Annotated in this window: 17 protein-coding genes; 10 read left to right on the forward strand and 7 right to left on the reverse strand. The window is 40.8% G+C overall.

Going from position 1 to position 20,841, the window contains the following annotated elements; all coding sequences use genetic code 11:
- The first annotated feature begins 15 nt into the window (after nt 1-15).
- From BUE31_RS12720 to BUE31_RS12730, 3 genes are read left to right on the forward strand one after another with little or no spacing between them, the layout of a single operon-like run.
- Entirely contained in the window at nt 16-1,242 is a 1,227-nt protein-coding gene (locus tag BUE31_RS12720; protein WP_083619807.1) for a glycoside hydrolase family 88 protein, read from the forward strand.
- A gap of 4 nt (nt 1,243-1,246) precedes the next feature.
- Nucleotides 1,247-1,609 carry a cupin domain-containing protein gene (locus BUE31_RS12725; RefSeq protein ID WP_073403945.1) on the forward strand — a complete coding sequence of 121 codons (363 nt, stop codon included), beginning with the start codon at nt 1,247-1,249 and terminating at the stop codon, nt 1,607-1,609.
- 49 nt (nt 1,610-1,658) lie between these two features.
- Complete coding sequence (locus BUE31_RS12730; protein ID WP_073403947.1) at nt 1,659-2,771, forward strand: alginate lyase family protein; 1,113 nt, start codon at nt 1,659-1,661, stop codon at nt 2,769-2,771.
- Nucleotides 2,772-2,781: 10 nt separating this feature from the next.
- Here BUE31_RS12730 and BUE31_RS12735 read toward each other — a convergent pair whose 3' ends face one another.
- Entirely contained in the window at nt 2,782-3,948 is a 1,167-nt protein-coding gene (locus tag BUE31_RS12735; protein ID WP_073403949.1) for a hypothetical protein, read from the reverse strand.
- 416 nt (nt 3,949-4,364) lie between these two features.
- On the opposite strand from BUE31_RS12735, the gene BUE31_RS12740 reads away from it, so the two are divergent.
- The gene (locus BUE31_RS12740) at nt 4,365-5,033 is read left to right on the forward strand and encodes a hypothetical protein (RefSeq protein WP_073403951.1); all 669 of its coding nucleotides are present in this window, start codon (nt 4,365-4,367) and stop codon (nt 5,031-5,033) included.
- 137 nt (nt 5,034-5,170) lie between these two features.
- Nucleotides 5,171-6,298, forward strand: a complete 1,128-nt coding sequence (locus BUE31_RS12745) for a glycoside hydrolase family 76 protein (RefSeq protein ID WP_073403953.1) — start codon at nt 5,171-5,173, stop codon at nt 6,296-6,298.
- 53 nt (nt 6,299-6,351) lie between these two features.
- On the opposite strand, the gene BUE31_RS12750 is transcribed toward BUE31_RS12745, so the two are convergent.
- The 4 genes from BUE31_RS12750 to BUE31_RS12765 all read right to left on the reverse strand — a co-directional run bounded on the left by BUE31_RS12750 (nt 6,352) and on the right by BUE31_RS12765 (nt 11,655).
- Nucleotides 6,352-8,217, reverse strand: a complete 1,866-nt coding sequence (locus BUE31_RS12750; protein ID WP_073403955.1) for a hypothetical protein — start codon at nt 8,215-8,217, stop codon at nt 6,352-6,354.
- 143 nt (nt 8,218-8,360) lie between these two features.
- Nucleotides 8,361-8,771: a VOC family protein gene (locus BUE31_RS12755; protein ID WP_073403957.1), complete on the reverse strand. Its 411-nt coding sequence runs from the start codon at nt 8,769-8,771 to the stop codon at nt 8,361-8,363.
- Between the two features lie 251 nt (nt 8,772-9,022).
- The gene (locus tag BUE31_RS12760) at nt 9,023-9,694 is read right to left on the reverse strand and encodes a hypothetical protein (protein WP_073403959.1); all 672 of its coding nucleotides are present in this window, start codon (nt 9,692-9,694) and stop codon (nt 9,023-9,025) included.
- Nucleotides 9,695-9,795: 101 nt separating this feature from the next.
- Nucleotides 9,796-11,655 carry a M1 family metallopeptidase gene (locus BUE31_RS12765; protein ID WP_073403961.1) on the reverse strand — a complete coding sequence of 620 codons (1,860 nt, stop codon included), beginning with the start codon at nt 11,653-11,655 and terminating at the stop codon, nt 9,796-9,798.
- Between the two features lie 398 nt (nt 11,656-12,053).
- On the opposite strand from BUE31_RS12765, the gene BUE31_RS12770 reads away from it, so the two are divergent.
- The 3 genes from BUE31_RS12770 to BUE31_RS12780 all read left to right on the forward strand — a co-directional run bounded on the left by BUE31_RS12770 (nt 12,054) and on the right by BUE31_RS12780 (nt 15,835).
- Nucleotides 12,054-13,145, forward strand: a complete 1,092-nt coding sequence (locus BUE31_RS12770; RefSeq protein WP_073403962.1) for an acyltransferase family protein — start codon at nt 12,054-12,056, stop codon at nt 13,143-13,145.
- A gap of 171 nt (nt 13,146-13,316) precedes the next feature.
- Complete coding sequence (locus tag BUE31_RS12775; protein ID WP_073403964.1) at nt 13,317-15,329, forward strand: patatin-like phospholipase family protein; 2,013 nt, start codon at nt 13,317-13,319, stop codon at nt 15,327-15,329.
- Between the two features lie 143 nt (nt 15,330-15,472).
- Nucleotides 15,473-15,835 (forward strand): hypothetical protein, encoded by a 363-nt coding sequence (locus BUE31_RS12780; protein WP_073403965.1) that lies wholly within the window; start codon nt 15,473-15,475, stop codon nt 15,833-15,835.
- A gap of 54 nt (nt 15,836-15,889) precedes the next feature.
- On the opposite strand, the gene BUE31_RS12785 is transcribed toward BUE31_RS12780, so the two are convergent.
- Nucleotides 15,890-16,246, reverse strand: coding sequence for a winged helix-turn-helix transcriptional regulator (locus BUE31_RS12785; RefSeq protein ID WP_073403967.1), 357 nt, complete (start codon nt 16,244-16,246; stop codon nt 15,890-15,892).
- A 109-nt stretch (nt 16,247-16,355) separates the two neighbouring features.
- Between BUE31_RS12785 and BUE31_RS12790 the strand changes: the two genes are divergently transcribed.
- Nucleotides 16,356-16,958: an FMN-dependent NADH-azoreductase gene (locus BUE31_RS12790; RefSeq protein ID WP_073403968.1), complete on the forward strand. Its 603-nt coding sequence runs from the start codon at nt 16,356-16,358 to the stop codon at nt 16,956-16,958.
- Nucleotides 16,959-17,083: 125 nt separating this feature from the next.
- Here the strand turns inward: BUE31_RS12790 and BUE31_RS12795 are convergent, their stop codons facing one another.
- On the reverse strand, nt 17,084-18,025 hold the full coding sequence (locus BUE31_RS12795) for a class I SAM-dependent methyltransferase (protein WP_073403970.1): 942 nt from the start codon (nt 18,023-18,025) through the stop codon (nt 17,084-17,086).
- A 747-nt stretch (nt 18,026-18,772) separates the two neighbouring features.
- Between BUE31_RS12795 and BUE31_RS12800 the strand changes: the two genes are divergently transcribed.
- Nucleotides 18,773-20,788 (forward strand): response regulator, encoded by a 2,016-nt coding sequence (locus tag BUE31_RS12800; protein WP_234997809.1) that lies wholly within the window; start codon nt 18,773-18,775, stop codon nt 20,786-20,788.
- Nucleotides 20,789-20,841 lie beyond the last annotated feature (53 nt).

Raw genomic sequence — 20,841 nt, forward strand, 5'->3', positions numbered from 1 at the left:
TTATTAAGATATACCATGAAGATGAAACACCTGTTGATACTGGCTCTGCTAAACGGTTTAACTCTTAGCCTTTTTGCACAAAACAATGCTGATAAAGCCTTTGCTTTTGCACAACATCAAACCAAATTACTGCTTAATGAAACAGATAAAGCCAAAAAAGCAGGTACCAAACCCAACCTGTTATCGCCCCGGTCACTAACCCCTAATGGCGATTTAATTATTGTTGCCCCGAAAGATTGGTGCAGCGGTTTTTTTGCGGGGAACCTTTGGTTTTTATATGAATATACCGGTGATAAATATTGGAAAGAACAATCTACACCTTATACTATTGCAATGGAAACAGAAAAAATTGATAGCGGAACCCACGATATGGGTTTTAAAGTTTACAACAGTGTTGGCAACGCATATCGCCTTACGCATGACCAACAGTATAAAGCGGTAATTTTACAGTCGGCCAAAACTTTAATTACGCGTTTTAACCCGGTTATAGGTTGCCTTAAATCATGGGATAACCGCAAGGAGTGGAAGTTTCCGGTGATCATAGACAATATGATGAACCTGGAACTTTTGTTTGAAGCAACCAAGTTAAGCGGCGATTCCAGCTTTTATAAAACAGCTGTAACCCACGCCAATACCACCATGAAAAATCATTTCAGAGATAACTATAGCTCCTATCACGTTATTGATTACGACCCGGAAACAGGCAGGGTGCTGCATAAACAAACGCACCAGGGGTTTTCCGATAGTTCATCCTGGGCCAGGGGGCAAGCCTGGGGCTTATATGGATATACCATGTGCTACCGGGAAACAGGCAATAAGATTTATCTTCAACAAGCAGAAAACATTGCCGGGTTTATTTTCAGCAACCCGGCCATGCCTGCCGACCTGGTGCCTTACTGGGATTATGATGCCGCTAAACTACCGGGCCAGCCCCGCGATGCATCAGCGGCGGCAATTGCTGCGTCGGCCCTTTACGAGCTGAGCACATACAGTAAAAATGGCGACCTGTATAAAACAATGGCTGACAGGATACTGAACAGCCTTGGCAGATCATACCAAGCAAGGCCAGACAGTGCCAGGGGCTTTTTACTGCTGCATAGCACCGGGCACAAACCTGCTAAAAGCGAAATAGATGTACCGATAGTTTATGCCGATTATTATTACCTGGAAGCATTACTGCGACAAAAACGATTGGCTAATAAAAAAGCTGTTATAAATGTGGCCGGTAGTTTAAAAAACTAATGATATGATACAAAGCAACTTGTTTCAATATGGACAGGACATTGCCTGGGAAAAAGCCGGAGACGGTGTGCAACGCCAGCTTTTAGGGTTTGATGATACGCTGATGCTGGTAAAAGTAAAATTTAAAAAAGGCAGTTGCGGTGCTTTACACAGCCATATGCATTCGCAGGTGAGCTACGTAGAAAGCGGCATTTTTGAAATGACCATGGGTGATATCGTAAAAATAATTAGTAAAGGGGATGGCTATTATGTTCCGCCACATACCGTTCACGGTTGTGTTTGTTTAGAAGAGGGCATCCTAATTGATGCCTTTAGCCCTGCACGGTGGGAGTTTATCAACTTAGAAGGTAAAGAAACCTCTTTATGATCCCTGCATAATAATAAAACCATTTTAACCTGGGCACGCAGTAAAACTGATGAAGAAAGTTATATATATTTTAGGATTATCAAGTATCATGACATTATCTGCCAGGGCTCAACTGGTAAGCCTGAATAATAAGGAAGTAAGTTCAATGCGCAAGGCGATAAATCTTGACAAATACGAACCATCAACCTACAGAAAGGTTTTTAACCCTTATTTGAAAGCTGCGGATGAGGCATTAACAGAAACACCTAACCCTATAGCAGAAATATTATCGCAGGGGCTATTAGAAGGTAATCCTAAAAAGACCGCCAGCCTAAAGGCTGTTGAAGATGCTTATAAAACGTATGCTTTATCATTAGCCTATAAGTATAATGGGGAAAAGAAATTTTTAGATAAAGCAACTGAATATTTGCTGGCCTGGGCAAAAGTCAATAACGCCACAGGCGACCCGATAAACGAAACTAAACTGGAAGATATGGTTACAGCCTATGACCTTACCAGGAATGACATACAGCAAGATAACAGGGTTGTGATTGACCATTGGCTGAGCAGTATTGCTGATGCCGAAGTAAACAGCGAATCGGCAAAGCCGGGTAGAGGCACGGCAATCAATAACTGGAATTCGCACCGCATAAAAATGATCGCGCTGATCAACTATACTCTGCACGATCACAAATATGACAACCTCATAATCAGCGAACTGGAAAAACAACTGGCTGTCAATTTAAATCCTGACGGAACCACTCATGACCTGGTGGAAAGGGATGCCTTTCATTATCACACTTATGATCTTGAGCCATTACTAACTACCTGCATTGCCATTTACAGGGCTACCGGTAAAAATTACTTTACCTTTCAAACTGCAAATGGCGCTTCTATCAAAAAATGTGTGGATTATATGATCCCTTTTATGACTGGTGAAAAAACACACCCGGAGTTTGTAAACAGCACGGTTCCATTTGACCAGAAGCGCGCTAAAAACAATGAGAAAGGTTATGCCGCAGGCACACTGTTTAACCCTCAAAACGGGTTACAGGTGTTTTCATTAGCCGAATTTTTTGATCCCGGCTACTTGAATGTAATTTTCAAAGCTTCAAAAGATGGGAACCAATATTTTAACTGGCGCATGGCGATGAACAAGTTTACAAGGAATGATAAAAATTAGTTCAGGAACATTATGATCCCTTGATCAACTCCTGCATCTTTAAGTTAAAATTTGTTTTGTTTATCCCGGTAAGCTTATCAAGCGCCTTAAAATAATTTTCATCACCTGGTTCTTTCTTACCGCACCCCAATAGCTCCATAACAACCGGGAAGCCCTTTTCTTTTTCTATCTTTTGCACAATTAAGGCGTTCAGCATGTATGATATTTTTAATGTTTTATCTGTTCCGACAAAGTTACTTCCATCTAAGTATAGCTTTAACCAATCTGCATTCGGGTTATCCGACACATACTTTTTAAACTGGGCCAATATTTCGTTCCAGGTAAATCCCCAGCTTCCCCCATATAAATAAGCGCATGCTTCATCAACCGGCCTGTTAATTACGCCTGGTGATAATATAATCCGCAGCCTTGCATGCCACAGATCATGCGGATCAAACCGGCGCGTTTCTGAGTTCCATCCATTTACAACTAAGGTTGTATTATTTCCACGGGTGTCAAGGTTAATTGTTTTATAACCTGCATAATCCTGCATGTATTCAATCCCCGTTAGTTGCTGCACTTCCAAAAAATTATCACATAAGTAAACTTCAACAACTTGTTGCGGCGCTTTTAACTTATCATCATAAAAATTCACCTTTTTTTGATATGCTTTTGCGTTCACTATATCTATGGTATCGCGAAAATAATACGTGATATTATTAAACTTCCTGGTTTTCCAGCCAATGGTATTTTGCTTTAAGGGCGAATAAAAACAAAACTGTGTGCCCTCTCTTTTTGCCAGCAGCCTGTAGCTTGCGTGTAAAACAGGGGTATGTTCATCAATACTCATATAGGAGATCTGCGCAACGAAATTATCGTTATCCAGCCGGGTTAGGTTTGTCAAATAGCATTTATAATAATTGCTATCCTTTAATTTCCTGCTCAGCCCTGATCCTTTCATTGCGTCTAACAGGATCTCTGTTTCCAGTAATCTTTCCTTTAAAACAAAATTATTGGCATTGTTTGGCTTTTCCTTTTGTTTAAGAAATCCATTCAGCGAGGTTATTACCTGGTTGTTGGTAGTTGTATCCTTTGGCAATAGGATCCCGCTTTGTATAATAACAGATTGGGCTGAACAAAAACAAGTAAAACTTACTAAAATGAAGGTTAAGGTGAGCCTGTGCGATATGATAAGCATGGTTAAGGATTTTAGGCTTCAAGATAAGAATATAATTAACCAGGAAACGAATTTAAGTATTCCAAATATCATGATCAGTTTATTATCGTAATCGCTTCATATCCTGGCATTTCCGATCCATCTTTAGGCAGGATCAGGAAAGAATTGGTAAAGAAATAGTAACCCCAGGCATCCGTTTAATTCCGCAGGCCTTCGACCTGCGCTGGCGTATTACGACCTTTCAGGCCTTTTGGCATTGTGGCAGAACCACAAGTATCCAGCCCAGAAGAGGCAACATATAATAGCAAAGGTTGAAGGCCAGCAACAGAAGTACGCGAGTTGTTATAAAAAACAATTATCACAGCGTTCATTTCTTGCCAATTGGCAAGAAGCCCTTGTGTTTATTGCTGTTCCTTTGTTTTATAAAAAACAAACAAATGGAACACTTACCAATTTATATCAGCATTGTATTTATGCTCACCACACTTCTTGCCATAGGCCTGTTGTACAAAGCCGCTAACCATTCAAAATTTGTATTAATAGCCGCAATATTGTGGCTGGCACTTCAGGCGATCGTTGGCCTGTCCGGATTTTATACCGTTACGAATGTAATTCCGCCAAGATTTCCGTTATTGCTGATGCCACCGGTAGTATTCATCGCAGCCCTGTTTATTATTAAAAAAGGAAGATTGTTTATGGATGGCTTTGATGTAAAAACACTGACCCTGCTCCATATCGTAAGGATTCCTGTTGAACTTACCCTATACCTGTTATTCCTGCACAAGCTGGTGCCCGGAATAATTACTTTCGAGGGCCGGAACTTTGATATCCTTTGCGGACTAACCGCGCCAATTGTTTATTATTTTGGATACATTAAAAATGTGCTGAACAAAAAGATAATAATAGGCTGGAATATCATCTGCTTACTGTTCCTTGCAAATGTTGTTATCACCGCGGTTTTATCTGCTCCATTTCCTTTTCAAAAATTCGGGTTCGACCAGCCTAACATTGCGCTTTTTTATTTTCCGTTTATCTGGCTGCCTTGCTTTATTGTGCCTGCAGTGTTATTCGCCCACCTGGTATCATTAAGGAAACTGATAAAATAATCCGATTCGAAATGTACCTTAAGGCGTTGTTTAATTATTAAAGGTTAATGAATTTAATTGGGTGTTAATCGTTTTATTAACCGGTTTTTTAATATCCGGCATCTATTATTGCGATACCAATTAAACACACCTTTACTATGAGAAATCTTTTTTACATTTTATTTATTGCTTTAGGTTTTGCCTGCATGGGCTGCACTAAAGCCTATCAATTACCGGCACCGCAATCAGTAAAACCTGCGCCAGCTACCGTTATCACAAATTTTACATTGAAAGATGCGGATGCAGCTTACACAGCCTTCAACACTTATTTTTATAACCCAACAGCCAAACTATATTACAACGCTACCGATAAAAGCGGCATAGGAGCCATATGGACCCAGGCCATTTACTGGGATTTGGCCATGGATGTTTACGAACGGACCAAAAGCCCGGCCCAGTTAACAATGGTAAATGATATTTACACAGGCGGGGCCAGCCAGTACGATAACTACAACTGGAACAATCAAACTACCTGGTTCATTTACGACGATATGATGTGGTGGGTAACTGCTTTGGCAAGGGCCAACCAGCTCACAGGCAATGCAGCCTACCTGCAAAATTCAATTGCGGGCTTTAACCATGTATGGGCCGGTTCATATGATCCCATTGATGGTGGTATGTTTTGGGATTTTCAGCACAGCGGTAAAAATGCCTGTATTAATTATCCTACAGTTATTGCGGCTGTCCGCCTGTATCAGATCACAAAAGACACCAGCTATCTTGCAAAAGCAAAATCAATTTATGCCTGGTCGAAAACAAATTTATTCAATGCAACCAATGGTGAAGTGGCCGACCATAAAATAGGCAATAACCCACCCGGCTACCAGGATTATACTTATAACCAGGGCACTGCCATTGGCGCAGCGGTTATGCTTTATAAAGTAACAAACGATGCCACTTACCTGGCTGATGCCAAACTGGCTGCCGATTATACCCAAAACAGCATGTGTGTTGACGGCATATTACCTGCCGAAGGTGATTTTAACGAACAGGGCGTGCTGAAAGCCATATTTGCCCAATACATAATGATGCTGATAAACGATGGCGGCCAAAAGCAATATTTAACCTGGATCCAGAAAAATGTTAACACAGGCTGGACAAACCGCGATAAAGCCCGCAATTTAACCTACCGCAACTACGCAGTAGCATGCCCGACAGGGATCATACAATCATACGAAGCAAGCAGCGTGGTAACGTTTATGCAGATTTGTCCGCCATCTGAATAATTTCATCAAGGCATGTTTAGGGCTCAATTATTATAACAGGACTTACTAATAAATTACTTTACCCAATAAGCATCGGCTACACCATTTTTGTTAAAGTATTTGCCATCGGCTTCCAGCCTGATCATTTTAATGGCAGGTACCTGACCATCAGTTAGCAGGCACAGATAGTCGCTATCATCAGCAATCAAATCTTTAACAAACAACCCTGATTTTAAGAGCTCTACTGATGTTTTATAGGTAAACCATTGGCCATCTTCGCGCATATAGCTGATCTGTACATGCGGCGGGCTGCCAAAAAAGGCCTTTATTTTGCCTGCAAGGTTATATTGGATCTCCAGCTTTATGAAATTGGCCTGGTTGATGTCTACAGGATCTTTTAAAGAGAATTCCTGCTTTTTCAACGGCGTAAATTGCAACGGGCTTGTCTTGTTTTTTCGCTGTAGCACCATTCGCAACCTTTCATTTGATGTAAATGAATCGATGAGGGTGTAGTTATTCAGGATGAACAAATTAATCAGGCTTTCATCGTTAAACGGATAGCGGTTATCAATAGCATCGTAATTATAAATCAGGATATCGGGCGCCTGCTTTACGTAATAGTCGTAGTTGGTTTTTTCCAACGCCGCTGTATACACTGAATAAGACTGGAAGACAGGCCTTGGTCTATAATTAAGTTTGTTTTCCATCGCATATTCGCTATCCCATGGAAAAACATCAACTGTTTTATTCCCTATGTTATTCAGCACACGCTGTGGTATGTACCGTTTATCCTGCTGGTTAACGTAAATGAGGGAATTATACTCCCTAAACTGCTTTATGTATGCAGCCGGCCCCGCAACCCGCTTTGCGAATGATTCATCAATTGTCCTGTTCTCCGAAACAAAGAAAAGCGCAAACAGGATAATAACCAGTAAATATTTTAAGTGCGGTTTCTGCTTTTCACCAGTTGTAAATCCGCACAATAATATAAGAGGCGCAAAAGAAAAGTATTCATACAGATGTTGTACATCATTCCTTAATGTGGCTTGCTTCTGCAATAAGAAGATAAATATGATACATGCAATTGTGTATATGATAAGGCTATGCTTTTTCTCCCTGATCTGCCAATATAATTTATAGAAAAACCACAGCAGCAGGGCAAAGAAAAGTATATACAGGCTATGTTCTATATGGAAGTGTTCTTCATCAAGATACATAACATCGTTATAACCTTTTATTATTTCTAACGAACCGGCTATATAACTGATAATGGAAACATTCAACAGCACAGCCGAAGCAATAACGAGCACCATAAAGGAAACACAGCAGATCAGCAGTTTTACCGGTGTTATTTTTTTGCAAACGAACAAGTTTATAAAATGACCGCATAGAAACACCATGGCAATAAGGCCCGTATTCATTTTAATATAAAAAGCCAATACTGTTAGTACTATTAGCATGGCCAGGAAAAATGGCCGCTGATCATAAAAGGTTTTCATCATCCAGTAAATAATGAAAAACAGGAGCACCCATGACAGGTCGGAACCAAAATTCTGGTTAACAACCAGCATTGTGCAGATAAGTATGGATGCCGCCAGGAACTTATCAATATTGGTTTTAAGAAAATCAATAAAAACGAAATAGAAGTTAATAACTATAAATCCGTCAAATAACACAAAAAACCATCTTGAAATTCCCCAGCCTGTTCTTGTTGCAAAGTAAGCCAGCGGCCCGTAGGTGTATACAATATCCTTTCCCCATACCAAATGTTTTATAGATGCGTAGCTCAGCGTCATTACCCAGGAAACATCGAGGCCAAACCAGCTTGGGCCCTTATCCACCAACTGGCTGCGTACGGCAAACGGCGTATTAATCATCAATAAGGCCAACAGGGCAGCAAAGGATTGCCAAAACAGAATGGAAGAAAAATTTTTTTTCATTTAATGGATTGAGTACTGTGCATAGCAGCTAATGAGTTAATAATAATGATACTCCATAAAACTGCATCCGGTTGCTTTTTCGCCGGCTGATAAGAAAATAAATATGCGCTGAATAAAAAATCAACTTTTGTACAGGCCCTTTTTTATAAGATCTGGTTAAACTCCAGCCGCTCTCCGTCGGGACCTAAAATATTAAAGTATTTACACCCGTTTTTCCAAAAAGGGAGAAAAACCGGCGCATCCTCAACGATGCGAAATGTGGCGTTTTTCAATTCACTGAACGCTAAATCAATATCATCTACATCAAAAGCTACATGATCTACATGGCCATCTACCCGGTTTCTTATTTCATCAAGCGCCGGATCCGGAAACTGGTAAATTTCAATGATCATTTCTCCTTTTTGCATCATAGCCATTTTACCCTTGCCGCCATTATGATCAAATCCCGATGCCATTACATTTTCAAATCCCAGTTTCTTATAAAATAATTCAGATCTGTTTAAATCAGTTACGGGGATTCCTATATGCTGGATATGGTTGATTTTAAAGTTCATAAAATAAAGGTAGTTGTTTACAGAATAGAAAGCCTTCAAAAAAAATCGCCCCAACAGCGGGCTTTCATAGGGGCCCCTTGGGGAAACTAATCCCGCAATTTAACCTACCGTAATTCCGCGGTTGCCTGTCCAACCGGGATCATACAATCGTACGAGGCCAGCACCTTGGTAACTTTTATGCAGATTTGTCCACCGGCCAACTAATCAATATTCATACAGGGCTATCCCGGGTTGAAATATTGAGAATAGCCCTATAATTTTGAAAACATATTTGCCGTGCCCTTTTTATTAGAGCGTCCCACCCTTAAAAACTTGTTGTCAAATTTGAAGGGGATAAAATTTTTAATACTATTTATGTAATTCCAAAACTCCTGATTAGGTTCAGTAAAAGGAAAACATAAACTTACGCTAACACAGCTGCTTTTTGTAAGCCATATTAAAAAGCTAGAGTCATACTGCTGATTTGGCAATTCAACTCCGCTAATGGGATCGATCAATTTAAAATCATATGATATAATCAATTCAATTGGGCCAAGATTATACTTAGGATAAGGCTGTCCGTCTATTAAATATTTGATTGCTTTTTCCAAATCCTGCGCGGTTAACTGCCACTCTGTTCGTGTTTGTTTTGAAGGGATGTTTGCCGGATATAAATAACTAACTGGTTGGGTTTCCCCGGTCCCGAAAATGTTTTTTGCGTTCTCAAGTATTACATCTGCTAATTCCGGTGTTTCTCCATGATCTTCATCAGCTGTATAAGCGGTCAAGTATATATTCCGCGGTTCGTTGACTTTTGTAGTAGTGCAAGCCGTCAAAAAAAGTGTTACATTTTTCCAAACCTTTTCAATTTTACCCCCGGTAAGTGCCTGCGTAGTCCGGCTAACCGGCAATTTGTAGATTACATAAGGCCTTTGAGCTATCATTTTGTTTATATTAACTCACATAACTAATTTATAATTTATTAAAAAAAGCCTTCAAACTTTCATTTAAAGGCTTTCTTAACTTCATTTATTCCGTGTGATATTTAATTCGCCGTCCACGTATTATTCTTCATATCGGCATCCACAAAGATGCCACCGTCAAGCGTTATTGATTTTACGTCTTTTGTGGTTTTGATCTTTACCGAAATAGCTTTCTGATCCTTTTCCCAAACTATAGGTGTTTGGTGGATGCTTTCAGTTGTACCATCTGCGTAAGTTACAATTGCATCAAACGGAACTGCAAAGCCACCGATATTCTTTATCGATAAAGTATAGCCACCATCAGCCTTTTCCGCTTTCTCCAAACTCAGATCGATATAATAAGGAGTATAGAACCAGTTATAAAAGAACCAATCAAGGTTTTTACCTGATCCGCTTTTCATGGAGTTAAAATAATCCCATGGGATAGGGTGCTTGCCATTCCAGTTATTCATGTAGGTATGCAGTGCTTTTTTAAACAGCTCATCGCCCAGCATGTCCTTTAAAGCCAGGTAGCTTAATGATGGTTTGCCATAGGCATTGTTCCCTCCGCCAAAAGTTACATCAGGCGATGGCGTAATTATCGGCATTTCCTTTTCGTGCGGGCCATGTGTCCACCTGTTAACACGGAACTGTTTATAAAATTCGTCAGCCACTTTTTTGCCTTTTTCGGCAGTGCCTATTAATAATTCAAAGGTGGTTGCCCAGCCTTCGTCCATAAACGCGTAGCGGCTTTCGTTGGTACCCATATAAAACGGGAAATAGGTATGCGCTATCTCATGGTCCTGTACTAATTGCGCAAAAGTCAGGTCTTTTTCATGACTGTCATTCACCATCATCGGGTATTCCATATCGGCATAGCCCTGGAATGATGTAGTTTTTGGGAACGGGTAGGGAACTCCCGGTAAGTTATGTGAAAACCAGTCTAAAGAGTTATGCGCAAATTTCACATATTGGTGAAAATCATTTGAACTATCAGGGAACGCCGCCTGTACGCTTGTGCGGCGTTGTGCTTTGTCATCAACAATAACACTTGCAGCATCCCAGTCATAGTGGTCGCTTACACCCAGGGTAACATCGGTAATATGGGTTGAGTTCCATTTCCAGGTGTTGGTTGCGTTTTGTGCCGTAATATTTTTATTAGTCAGGTCCTGCGCGGTAGCAATGTGTATGGTTGAATCGCTGGTCATTGATGTTTGCAGGCGTTTAGCAAACTCAGGCTGTAAAACCTCGCTTGGATTTTGCAGTGTCCCGGTTGCCCACACAATAAAGTTTTTAGGTACGGTTACGCTCAACGCATAGTCGTTAAAGTCATTATAGAACTCAAGGCCGCCTGTATGCGGCTGCAGGTCCCATCCTTTATAATCGTCATAAACTGATACCCTTGGATAAAAATAAGCCAGGAAATAGCTGGTAGAATCAATTGCACCATCGCGTCCGCGCCCTGTAGACAATTGATAATGCCACTTGATGTTCATTTTTAACGAATCATGCGGTTGCAGCGGCGATTTTAAGTCAACCATTTGGTTAGTGGTTACTGCTTTTTCGTTATCCCAATCAGCCTTGGCGCCGTTTATGGTTATCTCTTCAACCGTTATACCCTGGGGAGCATTGGCAGCCGTTGGAGTCCGCCCGCGGTGAACGTTTACAATCAGCTTCATGTTCAGGCTGCTCAGTGCATCAGGGCTGTTATTAATGTAAGTAATGTCTTCAACACCAGTAATGGTTTTATTTGGTGGTGTCATGCTTACCGAAATGTTATAACGGCCATGGTTTTGCCAGTATTTTTTACCGGGCTTGCCATTTGTTGAGCGGGTGCCTTTGTCAAAGGCCTGCTTTATTTCGGGAGGCATGGTTAGCGTTTGTGCATTTACCTGTACTAATGCCAGGCAAAAAATGGCGGCGAGCGTAATTGGTTTTAACATAAATGATTGGTTTTTGTGGTCAGTTGCCCAAATCTATAAATTTATATTCATTGTTAATAGTCATTTCCCTAAGCCTTGCTTCAATATCAAAATTGTTGCGTGATCATGAGGTCCTTGCGAGCAATGTAAGTTACGGTAATGCATAATTAATTCTGCCCACAAACTTAGTTGCCTCACCCTGCCCTCTCCAAAGGAGAGGGTTCTAAAAGATCGAAGTTAAAGTCCTCTCCTTTGGAGAGGATTTAGGTGAGGCCAAATCGTAAGGGTAACCTTAACTTGATGACATTGCCCCAGCCTGTTTAAAATTTGGCGAAATTATTATTATTCGGTATCCTTGGAGCCGTACGCAGCCCCAACGTACATTTTGCCATTAAATTTAACCCGATCAGCAGAAATCAATGAACACAAAAGCGTTAAGCACTGACATTTTAAAAACCAAACAACATTTTGAAATTCTTGACGGATTAAGGGGTGTTGCGGCTTTGGCGATTGTAGGCTTTCATTTTATGGAAATAGTATATTCAGACTATAGCAAAAACTTCATCGGGCATGGCTTTTTAGCCGTCGACTTCTTTTTCTGTTTGTCCGGGTTTGTAATTGGCTACGCTTATGACGACAGGATCGGGAAAATGGGGGTTATCGAGTTTTTTAAATCGAGACTGATCCGGTTGCACCCTTTGGTTATTTTGGGTTCCGTATTGGGCTTGTTAGCGTTCTTGTTTGATCCGTTTGGCGGCCACCCGGAATTGTATTCCGCTGGTAAAACTATCCTGATATTTCTTGCTTCTGTTTTTCTGATCCCCTACCCGGTAATGCCTGATCGTTATTTTAACCTGTTCAGCTTCAATGCGCCAGCGTGGTCGTTATTCTGGGAATATATTGCCAATATTTTTTACGCTTTCATCCTCTGCAAGCTCGGTCGCCGTTATTTGCTTTTATTAACAACAGTTTCAGCAGCAGTGCTTTGCTTTGTTTGTTACCGTACAGGGAACCTGATGGGCGGCTGGAGCGGCGGCACCTTTTGGGACGGCTGCGCCCGCATTTGTTTCTCCTTTTTGGCGGGGCTATTGGTTTATCGCTCCAACTGCATCATTAAAAACAAGCTGGGCTTTTTGGGCATAGCGGTATTGCTGGTGCTGGCATTTATCTCGCCTTTTTCAAAATGGAACTGGCTAACCGAACCTTTCATTGTATTATTCTATTTCCCTTTACTTGTCGCATTGGGAGCCGGTGCGACGTTAACCACGGGCTTTAAAAAACTTTGCGCGTTTTCGGGGAAGATCTCCTACCCCATCTATATGACGCATTATGCCGCACTATGGATGTTTGGAAACTATTACGCCAGCCACAAACCGGGAACAGCCCAATTGGCTTTTATTATAATAACAGGGATGATTCTTTTGGTTAGTGTGGCTTATTTAGTAATGGTAATTTATGATATTCCGGTAAGGAAATACTTGAGTGATAAAAGAAAAGGACTGTTGCAATGAGAGAACTACACGCATACTGCAACGCTAAACCCTTTATACCGAAACGCTGAACGGTTTCAACGGGCTATTTCAACCCGGAAAATAAGGTAAAATCACGCTCATAAATCCCGTGTTTTTACGCTGGTCAAAGTCCCGTTAAAATTTTAATATTATACTTTAAAATTTAAAAGCATGTCAGACAATCCCAAACCAAATCCAGCATTTCAACTTGGCATTTGTATGGCCGGCGCCGTGTCAGCCGGCGCTTATACTGCCGGTGTTATGGACTACCTGTTAGAGGCGCTCACTACCTATGAGGAAAAGCGCGGTAAAGACGGGTTTCCTTCGCACAAAGTCGAAATTCCTGTTATGGGCGGCGCGTCTGCCGGCGGTATGACCGCTATTATTACTGCTGCCGCTTTGCAGCAGGGAATTACCCCAATAACAACGCCCTTAAGCGACCCGCAGGAAGAGCGGCCGGAAAATATTCTGTATCATTCCTGGGTGGATTTAACTGCCCGTGATATGTTTAGTAAAATGCTGGACAATGGAGATATCGGTACTGACGTTGTTTCCGCGCTTAACTGCCAGTTTATAGACGAGGTAGCGCAACGGGCCATCCGCCCTGCCGGTACTGTTAAATGGCAGGAAATGCCCGCTTTCTTTCCAGGGAAACTCAAATTATTTACCACCTTAAGTAACCTGGAAGGCTTTACTTATGATATTGCGTTTAAGTCGGCTGAGCCGAGCTCTTTTCATCCATATTATATGCAGCTTCATAATGATTACGCTTGCTTTGAACTGCTAAGGCCGGGAGAACAACCAACTTCTGACGGATGGATGCCCCTTAATATCAATTCCGGTGAAAACACCCGCGCTGCGATGGATGCAGCTATGGCAACCGGGGCTTTCCCGGTTGGTCTTCGTTCCCGGATTGTGAGCCGGACAGAAAACACAGCTAATAACAATCCTTTGTACGACAATAAAACACTTAAAGCCATCAAAATAGATCGCGACCCATATAACAGCCTGAATGTAGATGGCGGGATGATCAACAATGAGCCTTTTGATAAAGTACGAGAGCTGTTAATGGATATTACGGACCAGCGTGAGCAAGATGCTTATGAAAGCTATGATACCTTTAAGTCAACCGTGTTGATGATTGCTCCGTTCCCGAGCACAAAACCACAGGCAATAAGCCTTGGCGATAAGCTGCTGCATGTAGTGGGGCTTACACTTTCAGCGATGATCAGCCAGATGCGTGCCAAAGCCTCACAAATTAAAGATGCCATGAATCCTACATGTGCCGGGCAATACCTGATCGATCCTTCGCGCACTATTCACAAAAACACACCAGAGCAAAAGACCATCCAGGGCGAACGCGCAATTGCCTGCGGCGCACTTGGCGGTTTCAGCGGCTTTTTGAACAAAGAATTTCGGGTACATGATTATTTTCTTGGCCGGTATAATTGCCAGGTTTTCCTGCAGCAATATTTTACTATCTCGGCAGCGTCACTATCAATTAATCCTATTTTTAAAGAAGGATATGCCGGAGTGAAAGATCTTTCGCCATTTACCGCAAAAGATGGTGGCATTCAAATTATCCCTGTAGGGAATCAGCCCTTAGCAATGCCCGATATAAATTTTAGCGGTGGCAACAAAAAATGGCCCGAACAAAGCTGGGACAATATTGAGCAATATTCTGACGCACTGGAACAACGCATCCAGAAAGTGATCATGAATGTAACTACTTACAACCCTGTGGCTAAATTCTTTCTCGGGATCGGAACCTTTATTCTTTTACGCGGGATGCTGGCCAAAGCGGCGCTTAAAACCGTGAAACAGGAACTTACAAAATGGCACTTGATAAAAGGGGCAGAACCTGAAGCTGTTAAGGATCCTAAAACATTTCCTGTAGTTATTTTCAATTCAACAGTAACCGGTAATTTCAGGTATCTTGATTTAACCATTAATGGTGAACCGGTTCCTGTAACAAAAACGGGAATTTCCTATCAACAGCATCTCGACCATCCGGTGCTTATGGTTGTTTACCATTTTTCGGGGAGTCCGGGAGATTTCATTATTAATTATAACTGCAGCAAGGATGGTATAATAAAATCCGATAAAAACAATCCGCCAGGTATCCATGGTAAAATTGGGCCCGAAGGACATCATAAATTTACCCTGGAGATTCCGCTGAGTTAAATGATGAATACAAAAGAACCCTTATCTCAAAACTTGATGATAATGTGTTTTGTTTATAGATGAATTACACAATGCAACGCGTTTAAATTGTGGCATAATTCCTATATTTGAATCAGGCGGTTCCAACACCACCAGCTAAGTTGATGGCAGAAACTCAGATTTCGAGAGCAGAATTGCTTGCTTACTATGATCAGCTGGTGGCCGTGCATCCCCATGCTGTACTGAAAGGCGATACGATGCCTTATACATCACTTAACGGGCATATGTATAGCTATTTTACCAAAGATAATTTTTTAGCACTCAGACTCCCTGAAGCAGAAATCGAAAAATTCCTGGCCCAATATCAAACTACGTTGGTGCAGCAATATGGCATCATTCAAAAACAGTATGTAAGTGTACCCGGCGGCCTTCTGCAAAAAACGGATGAACTGTTATATTGGTTCGCTATGAGCTATGCATATGTGAGCACGCTCAAACCTAAGCTGACTGCTAAAAAGAAAGATTAGTGCTATACTGATAGATAATTTATTAAAAAAGGAGATTGGTCTTTTGTATATGTTTCATCTTTCCTTCCTGATTTTATCGCGGTGCATGGTACCCCAATCTGCCAGGGCAAGCAATACATCACCCAGTGTATCTGCATAATCCGTTATCTGGTATTCAACCACTACCGGAGTTTGCGTATGGACGATCCTTTTAATTAAACCATTCAGTTCCAATTCTTTCAATTCACTTGATAATACCCGGGCCGAAATGCCATCAACTGTTCTTTGTATTTCATTAAAGCGTTTATTGCCCTCACGCAATGCTGCAATTACCCGCAATTTCCATTTACCGCCAATTACATATAGCGAATCACCAATCGCGGTCAAAAGACCTGCGCACCCCTGGGTGCTTACCGGCACAGTAGAATTCATAATTATTTGATTTTAAGTGAACTATACAAAAGGATAGCACTAACCTTTTGTATACTACTAATATTTTATAAGCAAATGTAAATAGATTTGGCCTGATAAAATTAAAACGATGAAAAAAATACTTCATATTATTTCAAGCCCAAGGGGCGAAGCTTCTCTCAGCATTAAATTGGGAAATGCTATTATTGAAAAGATCAAAGCCGAACACCCCGGTAGTACTCTGAAAGAAATTAACCTGGTTACACAACCATTTCCTCACCTCGAAGAAGCACACCTGGCCTCTTTTTTTACTCCGGCAGAAAACTGGACATCTGAAAATATAGCAGCCATTAAATATTCGGAGGATGCCATACAGGAAATCCTGGATACAGATATCATTGTGATTGGCGCGCCGCTTTATAACTTTAGCATTCCTTCCAACTTAAAAGCATGGATAGATCATATTGTTAGAAAAGGGATCACTTTTAAATATGATGAAAATGGTGCTGAAGGGTTAATAAAAGGCAAAAAGGTTTATATAGCTTTATCATCAGGCGGAATTTATTCAGATGGCCCAATGCAGCCTTTTGATTATGCTGAACCCTATTTAAAATTTATATTAACTTTTATTGGGCTAACTGATATCAGCGTATTCAGGGCAGAAGGCTCGTCCATACCAGGCATGCAGGATGCCGCCCTGGAAAAAGGAATCAGCAGCATTCATCTGAATTAAGATTGATGGCGGCCTATAAAAAGCACGGCAATACTCAGTACTACCGTGCTTTTGTGTTTCTTACACTGCTCACTATAAATTGCGATCCAGGAACAACACTGGCAGACCAAATACCCCCTTCAATTTTATAAACTGGTGAAAATATCCAGTTTATAAATATTATCATCTTTGGAGAATGCAGAATGGAGCCAACTTTGCAAAGCGACCTGGGCAGTACAAGGCCCATAGGTGATGATTTTAATTTTTCTCTTTAGTGATTCTTTCCTTAAAACCTCTAACACCTCTTCCATTATTTCGCCCTTGAAGGGTGTAAACATAAAAAACACAGTTCCTTCGGAATAGTCTGCTTTCCGTGCATCAACATTTATAAAGGTCACATTGGGTAAATTAAGGCCCGCCGCGCAATCCCTCGCAAAATTGCAATAGGCCGGCTCGAACTCTACACCTTTGACGGTGATTCCTGCGAGAAGATTTACCAGGATGGCCGCCTGGCCCAAGCCAGCGCCCAGATCAAAAAAAACGTCTTCTTTCATGAAATGAGCTTTCTCAACAAGCTCGAAAACGACCCTTGCCGACGTTTTCTGATAGTATACCATTTCCGGTTCCAGATCTTTAGTCTGCTCCGGCATAGCCTGAAAAGGGGAAAGCCCATTGATAAAGACATCAAGGTTATCATACCCCGGTTCTTCCTGGTGTTTGTTATCGTCTAAATTACAATCGATGTATTCATTAATCAGGGTCTTGAATTCTTTTCCTTTATATCCCCCTGTTCGGATATTTGCCTGAAGTTTTTGAAACAGGTTAATATCAATTTCTTCCAGTTCAGCTATTACTTTTTCAGCACGATATTTCAGTAAAATCAATTGAGCTGGTTGAATTGTTTTTAGCAGGAGTGTTTCTATCTGACTAATAACTTGAAACTCAATAAAGTCTATAACTCCAATACGTGTATCAAAATTTTTCTCTTCATAGGGTAAAGGATCTTTCTCTATTTCCTCAATATATGATTGTATTTCATAGATTTCCGGCAGGTTAAAATTAATAGTACATGATTCCTTTTTAGTCAATTTAATATTTTGATTTTAAATATGGTTATCCTCTGAATTTCAAACGCACGTTTTATTCTGCAATATTCTACAAAAGAAAGACTTTTCTCATTAAAGAAAAACCAATCGATGTTTAATTAGATAATCGTTACGTGCGCGTAGATACAGGTAGATATGCGGGGCCGGGCGGGCGTAAAAGCTTTTCCTTTGCCTGAACAAGATTAAAGGCTAACCTATATTATTAATTATGAAGATCTTTCAGTTGCTTACCAATTATTTCCATAGCCTTTGAGAATGTCCAGGCCGTACCTGGTTTTCTAACCAATGGTACGGCTTTGGTTTAATTGATAAGCAATACCGATCCGCGCCTTATACAATACCTTTATGCTTTGCAAAAATACCTTCCCCTGTAAAACGCTGTTAAAGACATTTTTTTTACATTATTTTTTTTACGAAAGTACAATCCATTGCTGCTACTACCTATGATTGGGCAGGAGGGACCAGCGCTAATTGGGCACTAAGAAATATAAAAACGGAAAATATGTATAATGGTTACGATGTAAATACAAAACAGGACTTATGGTATTAAAAGCGAAGAGATCACCCTGGCAAAATTAAAAACGTGTTTTTATAATTACCCGGAGTCAAAGTATTTTATTTAATTATAAGAAAAAATATAAAATGATTTAGGTAACTTACATTAACCACTTATCATTTTCCATAATGATTTCATTTTTCAGAAGGAAACTGCGGGATATTACCATTTCCATGAAATTGTATTTCACGGTTGGTATTATGGCATTACTGGTAACAATTGAGTTATGTACCCTTTGGTTTGCCATTAATACCCTTTCATCGGTGCGGTCATTTGTAAACGGTGAGGGGTTATGGTCAAAGGCACAGAAAGATGCGGTTTATAGCTTGTTTATTTATGCCAATTCGCATAAAGAAGCCGATTACCAGGCATTCAGGCAGTTTTTAAAAGTTCCCCAGGGCGATAATAAAACCCGCCTTGAGCTCCAAAAGCCACAACCTGATATGCGAATTGCGCGGGAGGGTTTTATTGAGGGCCGTAATCATCCTGAGGATGTTGATGGCATGATCCGCCTGATTACCCGTTTTCACAATATCTCCTATATCAACAAAGCAATTATTGCCTGGGGTAAAGCAGAAATAACCATGGAGCAATTGATCGCCATCAGCGACAAGCTTCACAATATGATACGTGCTAATGTTGTTTCGCAAAAAGAGATTGATAAGGTTATGAGGGAGGTTAATGGGTTAAATAGCAAAGTCACGCTTCTTGAAGACGAGTTTTCATTTACGCTGGGTGATGGATCCCGGTGGCTCGAAAATATTGTATTGAGGCTATTGCTGACCCTGTCGCTTACTATCGGGACAACGAGTATCCTGATAACTATTTCAGTAAGCCGGGGTATTGAAAAAGGGGTTAAAGCAATAATTGAAGGGGCAATACTTGTTGGTAAAGGAGTATTAAATAAACGGGTAACAGTGTACTCACGGGATGAGATTGGGATACTCGCTGATTCATTCAACAGGATGATTGATACACTTGAATATAGCCTGTACAACATCCGCAAACTTAAAGATACGGAGAGAAAGCTTAAAAAAGAGAAGGAAAAGGCAGAAACATCGGAAAAAACGAAGCAACTTTTTTTGGCTAAAATGAGCCATGAAATCCGCACCCCAATGAATGCTATCCTTGGATTCGCGAAGTTGCTGGAAGAGTCAATTGAAGGCAAAGAGCAGCAAGAGTTCATCCGGATAATTATCAGATCAGGGGATGACTTGCTGGTTATTTTAAATGACATCCTTGATTTTTCAAGGATGGAGGCCGGCAAGCTTGTTTTTGAGAGCATCCCGATCAGTCTTAAGGAGATTATCAAGACCAACATTCTGATGATAGAAACGAAACGGAAGCAAAAAAACATTGAGATTAACTACCTGATTGATGAAAAAATTCCGGATGTAATAATGGGAGATTTGGTGAGGATGAATCAAATATTATTAAATCTTATCTCAAATGCGGTGAAGTTTACTGAAAAGGGCCAGGTCAGCATTTCCGTTGTCTGCATTGAGCAGAATGAAGAAAAGATCGTACTTGACTTCGGGGTCAAAGATACCGGCATTGGAATTCCCGGGGAAAAGCTGGGGCGGATTTTTGAAAGTTTTGAACAGGCAACTAATGATACAGCCCGCAAGTTTGGTGGCGCAGGGCTCGGGCTAAGTATCGTAAAACAGTTAGTGGAATTGCAGCACGGAGAAATATTTGTTAACAGCAAACCTGGATTTGGTTCCGACTTTCACTTCCGGATGTCTTTTTTAAAGATTTGCAGCCAGGTTAAAAAAGATGTTGCTGAAAAACTTGCAACAGGAGTTCAGCTTGGAACCGGCATTCACATTTTGGTTGTAGAAGACAACCTGATCAATCAAATGTTGGTAATAAAAGTATTGAAACAACGGGATTTTGAAACAGATGTGGCGGAAAACGGGCGGATAGCGCTTGACAAATACGAGAAAAATGATTTCGATATCATTCTGATGGATGTGCAAATGCCGGAAATGGATGGCTATGAGGCAACTCAAAAAATACGGGAGCTAAAAACGTTTAAAAAGAGCATTCCAATTATCGCAATGACCGCTCATACTATTAAAGGAGAATATGAGCGTTGCCTTGAAATGGGAATGGATGACTATATTTCAAAGCCATTCGACAAAAAAGATCTGTTTGAAAAAATATTTAAGCATTTAAAAAGAACCTGAAATTAACCGGTTTCATATTAAAAAGATGATGCCTGGTACCCTATTAAACATAA

The organism is Mucilaginibacter sp. OK098, from assembly GCF_900142915.1.
Lineage (GTDB): Bacteria > Bacteroidota > Bacteroidia > Sphingobacteriales > Sphingobacteriaceae > Mucilaginibacter.

Bases quoted from the DNA above. Each gene is read 5' to 3' on its own strand.
- BUE31_RS12720 (WP_083619807.1), top strand. From the start codon at position 16: ATGAAGATGAAACACCTGTTGATACTGGCTCTGCTAAACGGTTTAACT.
- BUE31_RS12725 (WP_073403945.1), top strand. From the start codon at position 1,247: ATGATACAAAGCAACTTGTTTCAATATGGACAGGACATTGCCTGGGAA.
- BUE31_RS12730 (WP_073403947.1), top strand. From the start codon at position 1,659: ATGAAGAAAGTTATATATATTTTAGGATTATCAAGTATCATGACATTA.
- BUE31_RS12735 (WP_073403949.1), bottom strand. From the start codon at position 3,948: ATGCTTATCATATCGCACAGGCTCACCTTAACCTTCATTTTAGTAAGT.
- BUE31_RS12740 (WP_073403951.1), top strand. From the start codon at position 4,365: ATGGAACACTTACCAATTTATATCAGCATTGTATTTATGCTCACCACA.
- BUE31_RS12745 (WP_073403953.1), top strand. From the start codon at position 5,171: ATGAGAAATCTTTTTTACATTTTATTTATTGCTTTAGGTTTTGCCTGC.
- BUE31_RS12750 (WP_073403955.1), bottom strand. From the start codon at position 8,217: ATGAAAAAAAATTTTTCTTCCATTCTGTTTTGGCAATCCTTTGCTGCC.
- BUE31_RS12755 (WP_073403957.1), bottom strand. From the start codon at position 8,771: ATGAACTTTAAAATCAACCATATCCAGCATATAGGAATCCCCGTAACT.
- BUE31_RS12760 (WP_073403959.1), bottom strand. From the start codon at position 9,694: ATGATAGCTCAAAGGCCTTATGTAATCTACAAATTGCCGGTTAGCCGG.
- BUE31_RS12765 (WP_073403961.1), bottom strand. From the start codon at position 11,655: ATGTTAAAACCAATTACGCTCGCCGCCATTTTTTGCCTGGCATTAGTA.
- BUE31_RS12770 (WP_073403962.1), top strand. From the start codon at position 12,054: ATGAACACAAAAGCGTTAAGCACTGACATTTTAAAAACCAAACAACAT.
- BUE31_RS12775 (WP_073403964.1), top strand. From the start codon at position 13,317: ATGTCAGACAATCCCAAACCAAATCCAGCATTTCAACTTGGCATTTGT.
- BUE31_RS12780 (WP_073403965.1), top strand. From the start codon at position 15,473: ATGGCAGAAACTCAGATTTCGAGAGCAGAATTGCTTGCTTACTATGAT.
- BUE31_RS12785 (WP_073403967.1), bottom strand. From the start codon at position 16,246: ATGAATTCTACTGTGCCGGTAAGCACCCAGGGGTGCGCAGGTCTTTTG.
- BUE31_RS12790 (WP_073403968.1), top strand. From the start codon at position 16,356: ATGAAAAAAATACTTCATATTATTTCAAGCCCAAGGGGCGAAGCTTCT.
- BUE31_RS12800 (WP_234997809.1), top strand. From the start codon at position 18,773: ATGAAATTGTATTTCACGGTTGGTATTATGGCATTACTGGTAACAATT.